Annotated in this window: 12 protein-coding genes; 3 read left to right on the forward strand and 9 right to left on the reverse strand. The window is 62.8% G+C overall.

Annotated features, from left to right (window positions below; genetic code table 11):
* Positions 1-71: 71 nt before the first annotated feature.
* Positions 72-1,796 (forward strand): 30S ribosomal protein S12 methylthiotransferase accessory factor YcaO, encoded by a 1,725-nt coding sequence (ycaO, locus tag ACZ415_RS11185; RefSeq protein ID WP_344704756.1) that lies wholly within the window; start codon positions 72-74, stop codon positions 1,794-1,796.
* 20 nt (positions 1,797-1,816) lie between these two features.
* Here the strand turns inward: ycaO and ACZ415_RS11190 are convergent, their stop codons facing one another.
* A complete protein-coding gene (locus ACZ415_RS11190) occupies positions 1,817-2,521 on the reverse strand; it encodes a pseudouridine synthase (protein ID WP_344704805.1) in 705 nt (234 codons plus the stop codon).
* Positions 2,522-2,570: 49 nt separating this feature from the next.
* On the reverse strand, positions 2,571-3,401 hold the full coding sequence (locus ACZ415_RS11195; protein ID WP_344704757.1) for an amidohydrolase: 831 nt from the start codon (positions 3,399-3,401) through the stop codon (positions 2,571-2,573).
* 111 nt (positions 3,402-3,512) lie between these two features.
* Here ACZ415_RS11195 and rarD point away from each other — a divergent pair, with 111 nt between their 5' ends.
* Entirely contained in the window at positions 3,513-4,409 is an 897-nt protein-coding gene (gene rarD / locus ACZ415_RS11200) for an EamA family transporter RarD (protein WP_344704758.1), read from the forward strand.
* On the opposite strand, the gene ACZ415_RS11205 is transcribed toward rarD, so the two are convergent.
* On the reverse strand, positions 4,395-6,062 hold the full coding sequence (locus tag ACZ415_RS11205) for a methyl-accepting chemotaxis protein (RefSeq protein WP_344704759.1): 1,668 nt from the start codon (positions 6,060-6,062) through the stop codon (positions 4,395-4,397). The two genes, rarD and ACZ415_RS11205, sit on opposite strands and share 15 nt — an antisense overlap.
* Positions 6,063-6,238: 176 nt before the next feature.
* The gene (locus ACZ415_RS11210; RefSeq protein ID WP_344704760.1) at positions 6,239-7,501 is read right to left on the reverse strand and encodes an O-acetylhomoserine aminocarboxypropyltransferase/cysteine synthase family protein; all 1,263 of its coding nucleotides are present in this window, start codon (positions 7,499-7,501) and stop codon (positions 6,239-6,241) included.
* Positions 7,502-7,611: 110 nt separating this feature from the next.
* On the opposite strand from ACZ415_RS11210, the gene ACZ415_RS11215 reads away from it, so the two are divergent.
* Positions 7,612-9,324, forward strand: coding sequence for a SulP family inorganic anion transporter (locus tag ACZ415_RS11215; RefSeq protein WP_344704761.1), 1,713 nt, complete (start codon positions 7,612-7,614; stop codon positions 9,322-9,324).
* 87 nt (positions 9,325-9,411) lie between these two features.
* On the opposite strand, the gene ACZ415_RS11220 is transcribed toward ACZ415_RS11215, so the two are convergent.
* From ACZ415_RS11220 to cysS, 5 genes are all read right to left on the reverse strand, one after another.
* On the reverse strand, positions 9,412-10,179 hold the full coding sequence (locus tag ACZ415_RS11220; RefSeq protein WP_464387728.1) for an ABC transporter permease: 768 nt from the start codon (positions 10,177-10,179) through the stop codon (positions 9,412-9,414).
* Positions 10,163-11,128: an ABC transporter ATP-binding protein gene (locus ACZ415_RS11225; protein WP_344704763.1), complete on the reverse strand. Its 966-nt coding sequence runs from the start codon at positions 11,126-11,128 to the stop codon at positions 10,163-10,165. The genes ACZ415_RS11220 and ACZ415_RS11225 overlap by 17 nt, the downstream gene beginning before the upstream one ends.
* Positions 11,125-12,297, reverse strand: coding sequence for an ABC transporter permease (locus ACZ415_RS11230; RefSeq protein WP_344704764.1), 1,173 nt, complete (start codon positions 12,295-12,297; stop codon positions 11,125-11,127). The genes ACZ415_RS11225 and ACZ415_RS11230 overlap by 4 nt, the downstream gene beginning before the upstream one ends.
* A 36-nt stretch (positions 12,298-12,333) precedes the next feature.
* Entirely contained in the window at positions 12,334-13,272 is a 939-nt protein-coding gene (gene osmF, locus ACZ415_RS11235) for a glycine betaine ABC transporter substrate-binding protein OsmF (protein WP_344704765.1), read from the reverse strand.
* A 97-nt stretch (positions 13,273-13,369) separates the two neighbouring features.
* Entirely contained in the window at positions 13,370-14,770 is a 1,401-nt protein-coding gene (gene cysS, locus ACZ415_RS11240) for a cysteine--tRNA ligase (protein ID WP_344704766.1), read from the reverse strand.
* Positions 14,771-14,783: the final 13 nt, after the last annotated feature.

Consider the following 14,783-nt stretch of genomic DNA (forward strand, 5'->3'; position numbering starts at 1 on the left):
ATGATACAGTTCGCGCCCTGTTTTTGACGCCTCGCTATCGGGGCCATTTTGTTCACACTCCCGGACGCCCCATGACCCATACGTTTATTCCCGGCAAGGATGCCGCGCTTGAAACTTCGCTGGATACGCTCAAAGGCCACATCGAAGGGCTCGGCTTTACTATTGTCGAGGCGCGCTGGCTTAACCCGGCGCCCTATATCTGGTCGGTGCATATTCGTGATCGCGACTGCCCCCAGGTGTTTGCCAACGGCAAGGGCGCGACCCGCAAGGCAGCACTGGCAAGCGCCTACGGCGAGATGCTCGAACGCCTGGCCACGCGCTATCTATGGGCGGATTTTTACCTGACCCCGGCGCAACAGCATTTTCCGTTTATTCACCAGGCCGAAGAGCAGTGGTTTGCCCCGGAAACGCCGCTGGCCGACGTGCTTGACGCGGTGTTTTATCAGCGCTACGGCGACGACCTGACGCTTGCCGAGCTGAGCGACATGAACGGCGGCGACAGCGGCCGCGGCATTTGCACCCTGCCCTACGTGCGCCAGCGCGACGGCAAAACGGTCAACGTGCCGGTTAATCTGATCGGCAACATGTTTGTCTCCAACGGCATGTCCGCGGGCAACACCCGAGACGAAGGCCAGGTGCAGGGGCTGTCGGAAATTTTCGAGCGCGCAATCAAAGAGCGCATCATCCGCGATGCGATCACCCTGCCCGAGATTCCCGCCGACGTGCTGGGCCGCTATCCGCATATCCAGCAGGGCATCGCCGCCCTTGAAGACAGCGGCTTTCAGCTGCGCGCGCTGGACGCCTCGCTGGGCGGCACGTACCCGGTCATCAGCGTGGTGCTATTGAATCCCGATGACGGCGGGCTTTACGCCTGCTTTGGCGCCCACCCGCGCTTTGAGGTGGCGCTGGAACGCGCGCTCACCGAGCTGGTGCAGGGCCGCGCGCTGGACGAGCTGGGCGGCTTCCCCCCGCCGACCGCCGACATGGACCTGGTCACCGACCCGCACAACCTGGAGCTGCACTTCATCGACGCCAGCGGCTACGTCAGCTGGGCGCTTCTGGGCGAAACCCCGGACGTTGCCTTCAGCGACTGGGACGACACCCGCAGCAACGCCGAGCAGCGCGAAAGCCTCATTGCGCTTTTGCACGACGAAGGCCACGAGGTCTACATCGCCGAGCACACCGAACTTGGCGCCTACGCCAGCCGCATTCTGGTACCCGGGTTTTCCGACATCTACCTGCCCGACGAGCTGAAGTGGCACAACAACAACCAGGCCGTACCCCACCGCGCCACGCTGTTTACCCTGGCCCAGGCCGGCGAAGCCGCTTGGCAGGCGCTGCTGGCGTGCCTGGAAGACAACAACGTCAACGACCAGATGAGCGTGCTGGAATGGGCCGGCATTGTCCCCGATCCTGACACCGCCTGGGAACGGCTGCGCGTGGGCGAGCTCAAGCTGTGGCTGCTGCTGGCGCTGGGGGAACAGGACGCGGCGCTGGAGCAGCTTTCCATGGTGCGCGCCTCGGGCAACCTGGTCGCAGAGGACGAGCGCCGCTTTAGCGCTCTGGCAAGCGTGCTGGAGCTGACGGTCGCCGGAGAAGCGCTGGACGACTACGCCCGAGCACTTGCCTTCTACCACGGCAACGCCTTTGCCGAGGCCCGGGCGCTAACCTGCGGCGAGACCGTCTTTCCCGGACTCGACGCCATGGATCCGGACGCACCCACTGTAGGCCACAAGCGTCTTTTGGAAGGCTACGCCAAGGTGCTCAAGGGCCAGCAGCGCGCCGCCGGCGGCTAAAGCCGCGGGCCTTTAGCCGCTTAAAACCGTGCGATCTCGTCGTCGGTCAGCGCCCGCCATTCGCCGGGGGCGAGACCCGCAGCCAGCTCAAGCGGGCCGATGGCTCGGCGATGCAGGGCCGTAACCCGGTTGCCCAGTGCACCGAACATGCGCTTGACCTGATGGTAGCGCCCTTCGCTGATGGCAAGCTCGGCCTCAACGGGGCCCAGCATGGTCAGCGTGGCCGGGCGCGTGGGGCGGTCATCGTCCTCAAGCAGCAGGCCTTCGGCCATGCGCTCGATGGCCCAGGCGGCAGTATCGCCCTCCCAGGGCTCGGCAAGGGTGGCCCGATAAACCTTGTCGCAGCGGTGCTTGGGCGAGGTAATACGATGCAGCCACTGGCCGTCGTCGGTCATCAGCAAAAGCCCGGTGGTGTCCACGTCCAGCCGGCCCACCGGCTGCAGCCGCTCTACCCTGGGCACGTCCAAAAGATCGATAGCCCGCGGATAGAGCCCGCGCCGCGCCGTGCATTCCACTCCCAACGGCTTGTGCAGCATCAGGTAGCGTTTGCCGACCAGCTCAAGCGGCTCGTCCTGCCAGGTCACGGCGTCTTCGTCGGGGCTGATCTGCTGCGCCGGCTGCTTGACCGGCTTGCCGTTCAGCGTGACTTCGCCGGCTTTCAGCGCCTTCTTGGCCAGGCTGCGGGTCAGGGGCGTGGTTTCACTCAGAAAACGGTCAAGGCGCATGGTAGCGGGCTTATTCATGAAAACGGGTACTCATTGATACGTTGACGGATCAGGGCGTCGCGTCACCGGACGCCGTGTCGGGCAGCAGCTGGAAGTGGTCGGCGTCCTGCCAGGCGGGAAACTTGTCGCGAAAGGCGCTCAGCGCATCGCCATCCAGCGTACCGGTGTAGATACCGGCGGTATCGACCGGCGGATCCAGCAGCGCCTCGCCTTTGAAGTTTACCAGCATCGAATCACCGCTGTAGGCAAGGCCGTTGCCGCTTTCCCCTACCCGGTTGACGCCGATAACGTAGCTGAGGTTTTCGATGGCCCGTGCCTGAAGCAGCGTGCGCCAGGCGTGGCGGCGCGGCGCAGGCCAGTTGGCCACGCACAAAAGCGCATCGTACTCGAACGCCTCGCCCGCCGCGGGCTGCTGGCGCAGCCAGACGGGAAAGCGCAGATCGTAGCAGACGCTGAGCAAAAGGCGCACGCCCTTGTATTCGACCACCGGCCGCGCTGTGCCGGGGGCATAGCGTTCGTGCTCGCCGGCCATGCGAAACAGATGGCGCTTGTCGTAAACGGTCAGCTCCCCGTCGGGCCGGGCCCAGATCAGGCGGTTATAGTGCTGACCGTTCTCTTCCACGGCAATGCTGCCAGTCATCACGCAGCCGCGCGCCTTGGCCTGCTGGCAAAGCCAGGCCACGCTTGGGCTTTGCCCCATGGGCTCGGCCATTTTTCGGGCGTTCATGGTAAAGCCGGTGGCAAACATTTCCGGCAGTACGATCACGTCGGTATCGTCGCCGCCCAGATCACCCAGCTGCCGCTCCAGCCGGCGGCGGTTGGCGGCCGGGTCTTCCCAGCGCAGGTCGCTCTGTATCAGGCTTACGGTTAGCTGGCCCATGGCGTTTCTCCCTATATCAGACACGTATGCTACATTAACGCGCTACGCCGTATTTTTTCGACATTTGCACGCTTGCTATTGTGCAAACACCTTCCCCCCAGCGAGGCCGCCATGTCCAGCCATTCCGTTCGCGATCCCGACGCCGCCAAAGGGGTCGGCTTCGGTCTTGTTGCCTATCTCATGTGGGGATGTTTTCCGCTTTTTTTTGCCCTTTTTGAAGGCGTCCCGGCGTTTGAAGTGGTGCTGCACCGCATTATCTGGTCGTGTCTGTTTCTTGCCGCACTGATTACGCTGCTGCGGCGCTGGGCACCGGTGAGGGCAGCGCTGCGCAGGCCCGGGCGCCTGGGGCGGGTGCTGGCCTGCGCGGTGCTCATCGGGTTGAACTGGGGCATTTATATCTATGCGGTTGAAACCCAGCACGTGCTGCAGGCAAGCCTGGGGTATTTTCTCACGCCGCTGGTCAACGTCGGACTGGGCATTGTGGTGCTGCGCGAAACCATGGTGAAAGCCCAGCTGGCCGCACTGGGCCTGGCCACCGTGGGGATCGCCATGCAGTTTGTGCTGCTCAACGAGCTGCCTTGGCTTAGCCTGGTGCTGGCTTTTTCTTTCGGCACCTACGGGCTATTTCGCAAACAGGTAGCGCTTGATGGCCTTTCGGGGCTGTTTGTGGAGACGCTGCTGCTGCTGCCGGCGGCACTGCTGGTGTTTGCCTGGCTGGAAATTCAGGGGCTTTCGCACTTTACCCAGTTCCCCCGGACGACAACGCTGCTGATGGCGGCCGGGGTCATCACCGCGCTGCCGCTTTTGGCCTTTGCCGGGGCGGCACGGCGGCTGCGGCTGGCAACGCTGGGTTTTTTGATGTACATAAACCCCAGCATGCAGTTTCTGATCGCGCTGCTGGTTTTCAACGAGCCGTTAAGCCCTGTCCAGCTGGGCACCTTCGCGCTGATCTGGACAGGGCTTGCGCTCTATTCCTGGTCTGCCTGGCAGCAGTCAAGCGCGCGTTAGCCGCCCGCTTGCCGCCGATGCTTTCGCAGACGGGGATACATCCGGCGTCCTCGCTTTCTGCGAAACGTCGGACGAGGCGCCTTCCGGCTTGTAGCCAATGCGCAGCCCGCCCCAGTGTTCGCCGTTGACGTATACGGGCACAGACAGATCATGCATGATTTCGCCGGTATCACGCTTATAGGTTTGCAGCAGCAGCGGCTTTTCATGAGCGCCGCAGCGACGACCTGTGGGGTCATCAAAAATGCGCTTGCTGCGACAGTATGCCAGGTCGTGCTCGTAGTCGCCGGTGGGCTTGCGGCTTACCGCGCTGTTATGCGTTGGCACATACCCCCGACGATCGCAGGCGATGGCGTAGCTTAGCCCTAGCGCCTCCAGCATGGGCTCTTGCAAAGACGGCAGATAACGATCGGCCACGTCATCAAACGCCGTTTTATATAGCGGTGGCCGGGTGTTGGCTATTTTTTCGTAGCGGGCCTCAAAAAGTCCTTCCCGGGTGAGCTCACCGCGGCGCAGCGCTTGTTCAAAAAGCGTACCGATCTGGTCGGCGACTTTTCTGGTCTGATGGAAAATCGCCTGGTGACGGCCGCTTAGCCGCTGCTGCGCCAGCTCTTCGTCCACGCCCTCGGCATCGTCCATCAGCGCACGCGCCTGCTCGGCAAGGTCGTGCATGTTGCTGTTGCCCTTGTCTACGTCCTCTTCCAGCCGGCGTAGGCTATCGGCTACGGTTTGGCTGTGTTGGCGGGTGCTTTCCATGGCATCGGCCACGCTTGTGATTTCCTGGTGCACGTTTTCAACGTCGTCGCTCATGTGGCCAAGGCTTGTGCCGACGTTTTGAACATCGGATGTGCCCTGTGTGACCCGATTCATCAGCTGGCTGATTGTCTCCACTACGCTGTGACCGCTCTGGCGGATATCCTTGACAAGCCCTTCCACGTCTTTGGTGGCGTTGGACGTTTTCAGCGCCAGATTACGCACCTCGCCGGCCACAACGGCAAACCCTCGCCCGTGCTCGCCCGCTCGTGCCGCTTCGATGGAGGCATTGAGCGAAAGCAGATGCGTTTGCTCTGCAATGCCTTCAATCATCGAAGTGACGTTTCCGACCCGTTCAATGCGCTCGTTCAGCGTACCCAGCATGTCGATCGCGTCTCCCGAACGCGCTGATACATCGGTCATTTCCTGAATGATGCCGTCCAGTTCCCGGCGATTATCGTGGCTGGCCGTCCGCGCGCGCTGCGCCAGCGAAGCCACCTGCGCGGCACTGCTTGATACCTGCGTAATCGCTGCATTGATCGCGGCCATGCTCGCCGAGGCCTCCTCTGTCATGGCTTTTTGGCTATCCAGCCGCTGATCCATCAGATCGGCGTAGTAAGACACCTCGGTCGAGGCGATGGCGGTACGGCTGGCCCGCGCCATTAGCCGATAGGCCATACTGCGCAAAGAGCGATAGTCGCGCACCGGCCAAAGCCACGATCTTTCTTTGGCAAGCGCGTTTCGGTCACCGTAATACACGGCCAGCATACCGCTGAACGCCAGTGCTGCTCCCCCGAGCGCTGCACTAAACAGTCCCGCATATTGCCAAAAGCCATCCACATTAACGCCGGCAATGGAAAAAGCCAGCAGCAGCAAAGCCGCTATAACAGACGCAAAACGCATGATTATTTTTCTCTATGCTGATATGAGCGAGAGCAACAGACGGCTTTTTTCGCCGTTACCGTGGCAGAACGGAGGCGTAGCCTCCGTTGAACAGCATAAACATCTAGCGTTATATACGACGTAGCACTTTGGACGAAGGACGCAGAAGCCGACGGGCCGGCGCTGTGTGTCCCGGCCTATGCAAGCGCCTGATCGAGATCCGCCAGCAGGTCATCCAGGTGCTCGATGCCAATGGAAAGGCGCACCATTTCCGGGGTAACGCCGGCGTTTTTCAGCTCTTCGCCGTTGAGCTGGCGATGCGTCGTGGCCGCGGGAATCGACGAGCAGCTCTTGGCATCGCCAATGTTGACCAGCCGCAGGATCAGCTTTAGGGCGTCGTAAAAGCGTTCGGCAGCCGCTTGGCCGCCTTTGACGCCGAAGCTTAAAATTCCCGAGGCTTGGCCGTTCATATAGCGCTTTGCCAGGGCGTGATCGGGGTGGCTTTCAAGGCCGGCGTATTGCACCCAGGCCACCTGAGGATGGGCTTGCAGATGGCGCGCCACGGCCAGAGTGTTAGCGCAGATGCGCTCGATACGCAGCGCCAGCGTTTCCAATCCCTGCAGCAGATTCCACGCCGCCTGAGCGGACAGTGCAGCCCCCATGTTGCGCAGCGGCACAACCCGCGCTCGGGTAATAAAAGCCGCTTCGCCTACGTCTCGGGTATAGCTGATACCGTGATAAGAGGCGTCAGGCTCGGTGAGCAGCGGAAAACGGCTGGCATGGGTCGCCCAGGGAAAGCGGCCGGAATCCACAAGCACTCCGCCAAGCGTTGTACCGTGGCCGCCGATGTATTTGGTGGCTGAATGAATCACGATATCCGCGCCGTGTTCGATGGGGCGCCACAAAAACGGCGTGGCCGTGGTGTTGTCAACGATCAATGGTACGCCGTGGCGGTGGGCCACCTCGGCAAGCCCGGCTACATCAACGATGCCGCCGGACGGATTGCCCACGCTCTCACAGAAGACCGCCTTGGTACGGCCGTCAATGCACGCTGCGATGGCGTCGGGATCTCCCTTGTCGGCGAAGCGGACGTTAATACCCTGACGCGGCAGGGTATGCGCAAAAAGGTTATAGGTGCCGCCGTACAGTTCGCTGATCGACACAATATTGTCGCCGGCTTCGGCAATGGTCTGAATCGCGCAGGTAATCGCACTCATGCCTGACGCCAGCGCCAGCCCGGCAATGCCTCCCTCAAGGGCGGCAACGCGCTGTTCCAGCACATCGCAGGTCGGGTTCATGATGCGTGAGTAGATGTTGCCCTTTTCCTTTAGATCAAAAAGGTCTGCCGCGTGCCGGGCACTGTCAAAGCTGTAGGACGTGGTCTGATGGATGGGCACGGCGACCGCTTTCTGGCTATCCGGCGAATAGCCGTGATGCAACGCAATGGTTTCGGGTTTCATACGCTCTCCTGACGCGAAACAAGGGCAAAACCCAATGCTAATCAACCCTCAACCTTTACGCCAATATCGTTTACGCTGAACGTCATGATATTTCTCGCCGTGTATATTCCATGATGAAACGCTATTTTCCCGCGCTTGCCTGGCTGCCGCACTATCAGGCGCGGCTGTTCGGCGCTGACCTGCTGGCCGGCGCCATTGTTACCGTCATGGTCATACCGCAGTCGCTGGCCTATGCGCTGCTGGCCGGGCTGCCAGCGGTGGTAGGGCTATACGCCAGCATTCTGCCTCAGCTGGTGTATACGTTTTTCGGCACCAGCCGCACGCTGGCCGTGGGCCCGGTCGCCATTATTGCGCTGATGACCGGAGCGGCGCTAAGCCAGGTCGCGACTCCGGGCAGCGCCGCCTATCTGGAAGCGGCGCTGGTACTGTCTTTGCTTTCCGGCGCGGTGCTGGTTGTGATGGGCGCGCTGCGCATGGGCTTTTTCAGCAACTTTTTGAGCCATCCGGTCATCTCCGGATTTTTAACCGCCTCGGGCATACTGATTGCTGCCAGCCAGCTGGGCGGACTTTTGGGCATAGCCAGCAACGGCTTTACCCTCTGGGAGCGGTTGAGCACACTCTGGCAAAACCTGCCGGACATTGACCCGCTCACGCTTGCCATGAGCGCAAGCGTGCTAAGCTTTCTGGTCTGGGTGAGACGCTACGGCAAAACCAGCCTGAAACGCTTGGGGCTTCCCGCAGCCGCCGCCGATCTGCTCGCCCGCACCGGGCCGATTCTTGCCGTCGTGGCCACAACGCTTGCCACTTGGCTATGGCAGCTGCAAACGCATGGCGTCGCCGTGGTGGGCACCGTCCCCGCCGGCCTGCCCCCTGTCGGCCTGCCCTGGCCCGATGCTTCGCTGTGGCAAACCTTGTTCGTGCCGGCGCTGCTTATCAGCCTAGTGGGCTTTGTTGAATCGGTCTCCATGGGGCAGATGCTGGCGGCCAAGCGGCGCCAGCGCATTTCACCCAGCCAAGAGCTGATCGGGCTGGGAATGGCCAATCTTGCCGCCGGGGTTTCCGGCGCCATGCCCGTTACCGGCGGTCTATCGCGCACCGTGGCCAACTACCACGCCGGCGCCAAAACGCCCGCAGCGGGCGCGTTTGCCGCGCTGGGCATCGGCGTGGTGACGTTTACCCTGACCGACTGGCTTTACTACCTGCCCATTGCCACACTGGCGGCGTTTATCACGGTATCCATTCTGACTCTAGTGGATATTGCCACCCTGCGCGCCACCTGGCGCTATTCCCGCAGCGACTTCACCGCCCAGGCCGTGACCATTGTCTTGACCCTGGGAGAAGGCATTGAGGCGGGCATCATCGGCGGCCTGGTCGTTTCCATTGCGCTTTTTCTCTACCGTACCAGCCGCCCGCACAGCGCTTTGATCGGTCGCGTACCGGCAACCGAGCATTTTCGCAACGTGGCCCGTCACGAAGTGGAAACCGCCTCCCATGTTGCCCTGCTGCGCATCGACGAAAGCCTCTACTTTGCCAACGCCCGCTACCTGGAAGACACGCTGTATAACCTGGTGGCCAGCCGCCCGGCGCTGGAAGACGTGGTGATCGTCTGCTCGGCGGTTAATCTGATCGATGCCTCGGCGCTGGAAAGCCTGGAAGCAATCAACGCCCGGCTCAAGGATTCCGGCGTGACGCTGCACCTGGCCGAGGTCAAAGGCCCGGTGATGGATCGTCTGAACAAGAGCAGCTTTCCCCAGCAGCTTACCGGGCGCGTTTTCCTCAGCACCTATGCCGCCTGGCAGGCGCTGCGGCGTTCTACTGATTGACGTTGAGTCGATATGTTATTTTTTTACGCAACATAAAGATAACGGTATAAAAATGGCGCCAACAAAGCGGCTCAGATATCCGCGGCGTCAGGTGCGCCACATGTGGCGCTGCCATACGCTAAGCAGGCTATCCACGCCAAGGGCCAGCAGCGCGATCATGAGCGCGCCTTGCAGCACATAGGCGGTATTGCCGTTGACGATGCCGGCAATAATCGGATCACCCAGATTGCTTGCACCGACGGTAGCACCCAGCGCCGCGGTGGCGATATTAACCGTGATTGAGGTGCGTACGCCGGCAAGAATAATCGGCGCCGCCAAGGGCAGCTCAACCCGCCAAAGCCGCTGGCCGGCGGTCATTCCCATTGCACGCGCTGCGGTAATTGCTGCGGCATCCACCCCCTGCAGCCCGGCGATGGTATTGCGCACCACGGGCAGAAGCCCGTACAGCGACAGCGCCACCACGATGGGGAGCAGGCCAAACCCCAGCGCCGGTACCGCCAGTGCCAGCACCGCAACCGGCGGAAACGTCTGCCCCAACGAGGCCAGCTGGGCCACCAGCGGCATGAAATCCCGCCCGGGTGCGCGCGTTACCGCAATGCCGGCGGCTATACCGGTGCTAACGGTAATGGCCGCGGCCAGGCCCACGGTGAGCGTGTGGCGACCCAGCAGGGTAAAAAACGTCGCGCGCTGATACACCAGCTGACGGGCATCCGGCGCTACCCACTGCCATAGCGACTCCGCCAGCGGCATGGCCCAGCCGGCCAGCACCAGCAGCCCAAGCCAGACTGCAGGCATGAACCCGCGCGCGAAGCGGCGTTTATCTTGCGCCGGCAGGGCATCAGGACCCAGAGGCATCATCTTTCTCCGGCCGCGCCTTTTTCACCAGCTTGCGCAGCGACAGCTCGCCTACCGGCACGTCGTGCTGATCGACCACGGTGACGCGTTCGCAGTGGTCGCGCAGCATCACCGACAGCGCCTGGCGCAGGGTATAGCGATCGGGGATGCGCGAATGGGCAGGCAGCATAGCGCCTAGAGGTGTCATGTGATCACGCACGCGGGTCAGCGACGCCTGCTTCAACCCCCGTTCAAGGCCGCCCAGCAAAGCGTTGACAAACTCGCTTTCCGGCTTTTGCAACAAGGCCAGCGGACTGCCCTGCTGAACGATCTTGCCCTCGCGCATCACCACCAGATGGTCGGCCAGACGCAGGGCCTCATCCATATCATGGGTGACCAGCACCACGGTTTTATGCAAACGCGCCTGCAGCCCGGAGAGCATGGTCTGCAGCGTTTCGCGGGTGATCGGATCCAGCGCGCCGAACGGCTCGTCCATCAGCAGCATATAGGGGTCCGCCGCCAGCGCCCGGGCCACTCCCACACGCTGTGCCTGACCGCCGGAAAGCTGATGGGGATACTTGGACGCAAACTCAGCGGCCGGCAGGCCCAGCATCTGCATCAGCTCATCCACGCGCTGGCGCACTCGGCCGGCGGGCCATTTGAGCAGGCGCGGCACGGTGGCGATGTTGCGCGCTACGTTCCAGTGGGGAAAAAGCCCGGTGTCCTGAATAGCGTAGCCGATCCGGCGGCGCAGCTGCACCGGATCGTAGGCATTGATTGCCTGGCCGTCGAGCACGATCTCTCCGCCGGTGTGCGCAGTGAGCCGATTGATCATGCGCAGCGTGGTCGACTTGCCGCATCCCGATGTGCCCACCAGCGCACAGAATTTGCCTTCGGGCACGGTAAAGCTGATGTCGTCCACCGCCAGCGTATCGCCAAAGCGCTTGCTGACGTTGTATAGCTCGATCACAGCGCGTCTCCCTGGCGTATTGCCTCACGGCGAAAGATATCGGCCAGCGCCCCCAGCAGCGCATCGGCAATCAGCGCCATGGCAATGATGGGCAGCGCCCCCAGCAGCACCATATCCATGGCTGCCTGGCCCAGCCCTTGAAAAATAAAATCGCCCAGCCCGCCGGCGCCGATCAGTGCTGCCACCGCGGTGAGTCCGATGGCTTGCACCGTGGTAATCCGCACCCCTTCCAGCAGCACGGGAAGCGCCAGCGGCAAACGCACCTGCCAGAAACGCTGCGCCGGGCGCATGCCCATGCCGCTGGCGGCGTCAAGCACGGCCGGATTGACCGCCTCCAGCGCGATGCAGGTATTACGCACCACCGGCAACAGGCTATAGATCGTCAGGGCCAGCAGCGCCGGCGTCCATCCGATGCCGCTGACACCCAGCGCGGCAAGCCACTCCACGTTGGCCCCCAGCCAGGCAAGCGGTGCCAGCAGCAGGCCAAAAAGCGCCAGGCTGGGTACGGTCTGCAAAAAGTTGAGCAGTGCAAAAGCCGCCGGCTGACAGACACTAAAGCGCCGTATCAAAAGTGCGGTGGCGATGCCCAGTACGATGCTGGTGCCAACCGCTACGCCCACCAGCGCCAGATGTTCGCCCAGCGCCCGGTAAAACAGCGCGCTGCGCGCCTGAAACTCCTGGACCAGCGCCAGCGGTTCAAGCCACAGCGCGGCACACAGCCACCAGACACCGGCTACGCCCGCCAGCCATAGCGCCATCGCGCTGCGAGCAAGACGCATCTTCAGGCGCAGCTCCACCAGACACAGCGAGAGCAAAAACAGCACTGTCCAGCAGGCCGGCCCCAGGCTCAATCTGGCCTGGGGCATGCCGGGCTTGATCCACCCGTGTGCAGCCAGCATCAGGCCGAACGGCATCAGCGCCAGCAGCAAAACGCTTACAGCAAGCAGCGCTGCATCGCGATGGCGCACGGGATAGGTGGCAAGCACTGCCATTACCACCGGCAGCAGCGTGGCAAGCCCGGCACCCGGCCAGCCGAACGCTTGCCATAGCGGGTAGCCGGTGCCGGCCACAATGCGATTGGGCGCCACGCTGACCGCATCCAGCCCCCAGAGCGCAGCAAGCATCGCCACCGCCAGGCTAAGCAGCACGCGATTAGGGCACGGCTGCATGCGTCGTACCGGTAACGCCTCAATCAGCGACACGAATCAGCGACCCAGATCGTCGAGATAGTCGCTTGCCACCCTGCCGGCCGCACGACCGTTCACCGCCACCTCGGCGTTTAAACGCTGCAGCGTGGTGACGTCGAGGGTATCGAACACGGTTTCCAGTGCGGGCACCACGTCAGGATAGGCATCAAGCACCCACTCGCGCGCCACCGGCGCCGGCTGATACACCGGCTGAACGTTGCGGGTATCTTCCAGCACCGTAAGCCCCAGCGCGGCCAGGCCGCCGTCGGTGCCGTAGGTCATCGCGGCGTTGACGCCGCTGGTCTGGCGAGCGGCGGCGCGCATGGTGGCCGCGGTATTGCCCCCGGACAGCACCAGCAGCTGGTCTTCGCTGAGGGTAAAGCCGTAGGCCTGCTGAAACGCCGGCAGGGCCTGTTCTGACGCAACAAATTCGGCGCTGGCGGCAAATTTGAACCTACCGCCGTCGGCCAGATAGTCCGCCAGGTCGTCCAACGTCACCAGGTCGTGCTCCTCGGCCAGGTCCTGGCGCACGCTCATCGCCCAGGTATTGTTGGCGCTCGCCGGCGACAGCCACACCAGCCCGTTGTCGGCATCCTTGTCGCGCACGGTTTGCCAAGCCTGCTGCGGCTTTTGCCATACCGGGCTTGCGGTCATATCGAAGAAAAACGCGCCGTTGCCGGTATATTCCGGATACAGATCGATTTCTCCGGTCAAAAGGGCCTGGCGTACCACGCTGGTCACGCCCAGCTGCAGGCGGTTTTCCACCGGCACGTCGATACGCTCAAGCGTCTGCACAATCAGCTCGCCGAGCACGGCCCCTTCGGTATCGATCTTGGAGCCGATCACCACGGCCCTGTCGTCCGACGTCGAAGCGGCGAGCGCCGGCGAAGCGATCACCGGCGCGGCCAGTATTAAAGCCGCAAGGCCGGCGTATTTCTTGAGAAAAGAGCAGCGCATAGTCATCGTCCTTTGAGCGTGGCATCGCATCGGTCGCAGGGGCTGTTTCCCTGCCTGCCTGACGCCACTATAGCGACACACGCCGGCCGGTAACAGATCAGCCGTCGGCCGACTGGATGACCCAGCGCGTGCCTTCGCGGGAATCCTTGAGAATAACCCCTTCGCCGGCCAGCTCGTCGCGGATGGCATCTGCCAGGGCAAAATTCTTGGCCGCCTTGGCCTCGGCGCGCCGGGCAATCTGCGACTCTATATGTGCGGCATCCACGCCCGCATCGCCGCCGTGAAGAAAAGCGCCGGGCGGCTGGGACAAAAGCCCCAGCACGCCGCCAAGAGCGCGCAGCTCGCCGGCCAGCCGCGGCGCACTGGCGTCGCCTTCGGCCCGGGCGCGGTTGAGATCGCGCGTCAGCTCAAACAGCACCGCCAGCGCTTCCGGCGTATTGAAGTCGTCGTCCATGGCCTGAATAAAACGCCTGGCGTAGGCGCTTTGCGGCTCGATCAGGCTATCGTTGAAGGGCGCCGGCTCAATGCTGTCCAGCGCCGTGTACAGCCGCGTCAGCGATTTGCGCGCCTCGGTCAGCGAATCCACGGAATAGTTGATCGCGCTGCGGTAGTGGCTGGCCACCAGCAGATAGCGCACTACTTCCGGATCGTGCTCGGTGAGCACATCGCGAATGGTAAAGAAATTGCCCAGCGACTTGGACATTTTCTCCTGGTCTACGCGTACGGCGCCGGCGTGCATCCAGGTGTTGACGTAGGTCTGGCCGGTGGCGGCTTCGGACTGGGCAATCTCGTTTTCGTGGTGGGGGAAGGTCAAGTCCGGCCCGCCGCCGTGAATGTCAAAGGTGTTGCCCAGACTGCAGGTGGACATGGCCGAGCACTCGATATGCCAGCCCGGCCGGCCCTTGCCCCAGGGCGACGGCCAGTGCGCCTCGCCGGGCTTGGCCGCTTTCCACAGCACGAAATCCAGCGGGTCTTCCTTGCTATCGTCCACGTCCACCCGGGCACCGGCACGCATATCGTCGAGGTTGCGGTTGTTGAGCCTGCCGTATTCGGCAAAGCGGCGCACCCGGTAGTACACGTCGCCGTTGGCCGCCGGGTAGGCATAGCCTTTCTCGATCAGCGTCTCGATCATGGCGATGATCTCGTCAACGTGGCCGGTGGCCCGGGGCTCGGCGTCCGGCGGCAGCACGCCAAGCCGGGCTTCGTCTTCGTGCATGGCCGCGATCATGCGCTCGGTCAGCGCCTCGATGCGTTCGCCGTTATCGGCGGCGCGCTGGAGGATCTTGTCGTCGATATCGGTAATGTTGCGCACATAGGTCACGTCAAAACCGCGCGCGCGCAGGTAGCGGCTGATCAGGTCAAACGCCACCATGACCCGGGCATGGCCTAGATGGCAGTAGTCGTAGACCGTCATGCCGCATACGTACATGCCGATTTTGCCCGGCTCAAGAGGCGCCAGCGGCTCTTTGCGTCGGGTCAGGGTGTTATACACCTGCATGGGGATCTCCTTG

The organism is Halomonas cibimaris, from assembly GCF_055379665.1.

Excerpts from the sequence above, each read along its gene's own strand:
- ycaO (WP_344704756.1), top strand. The coding sequence starts at position 72 with ATGACCCATACGTTTATTCCCGGCAAGGATGCCGCGCTTGAAACTTCG.
- ACZ415_RS11190 (WP_344704805.1), bottom strand. The coding sequence starts at position 2,521 with ATGCGCCTTGACCGTTTTCTGAGTGAAACCACGCCCCTGACCCGCAGC.
- ACZ415_RS11195 (WP_344704757.1), bottom strand. The coding sequence starts at position 3,401 with ATGGGCCAGCTAACCGTAAGCCTGATACAGAGCGACCTGCGCTGGGAA.
- rarD (WP_344704758.1), top strand. The coding sequence starts at position 3,513 with ATGTCCAGCCATTCCGTTCGCGATCCCGACGCCGCCAAAGGGGTCGGC.
- ACZ415_RS11205 (WP_344704759.1), bottom strand. The coding sequence starts at position 6,062 with ATGCGTTTTGCGTCTGTTATAGCGGCTTTGCTGCTGCTGGCTTTTTCC.
- ACZ415_RS11210 (WP_344704760.1), bottom strand. The coding sequence starts at position 7,501 with ATGAAACCCGAAACCATTGCGTTGCATCACGGCTATTCGCCGGATAGC.
- ACZ415_RS11215 (WP_344704761.1), top strand. The coding sequence starts at position 7,612 with ATGATGAAACGCTATTTTCCCGCGCTTGCCTGGCTGCCGCACTATCAG.
- ACZ415_RS11220 (WP_464387728.1), bottom strand. The coding sequence starts at position 10,179 with ATGCCTCTGGGTCCTGATGCCCTGCCGGCGCAAGATAAACGCCGCTTC.
- ACZ415_RS11230 (WP_344704764.1), bottom strand. The coding sequence starts at position 12,297 with ATGCAGCCGTGCCCTAATCGCGTGCTGCTTAGCCTGGCGGTGGCGATG.
- osmF (WP_344704765.1), bottom strand. The coding sequence starts at position 13,272 with ATGCGCTGCTCTTTTCTCAAGAAATACGCCGGCCTTGCGGCTTTAATA.
- cysS (WP_344704766.1), bottom strand. The coding sequence starts at position 14,770 with ATGCAGGTGTATAACACCCTGACCCGACGCAAAGAGCCGCTGGCGCCT.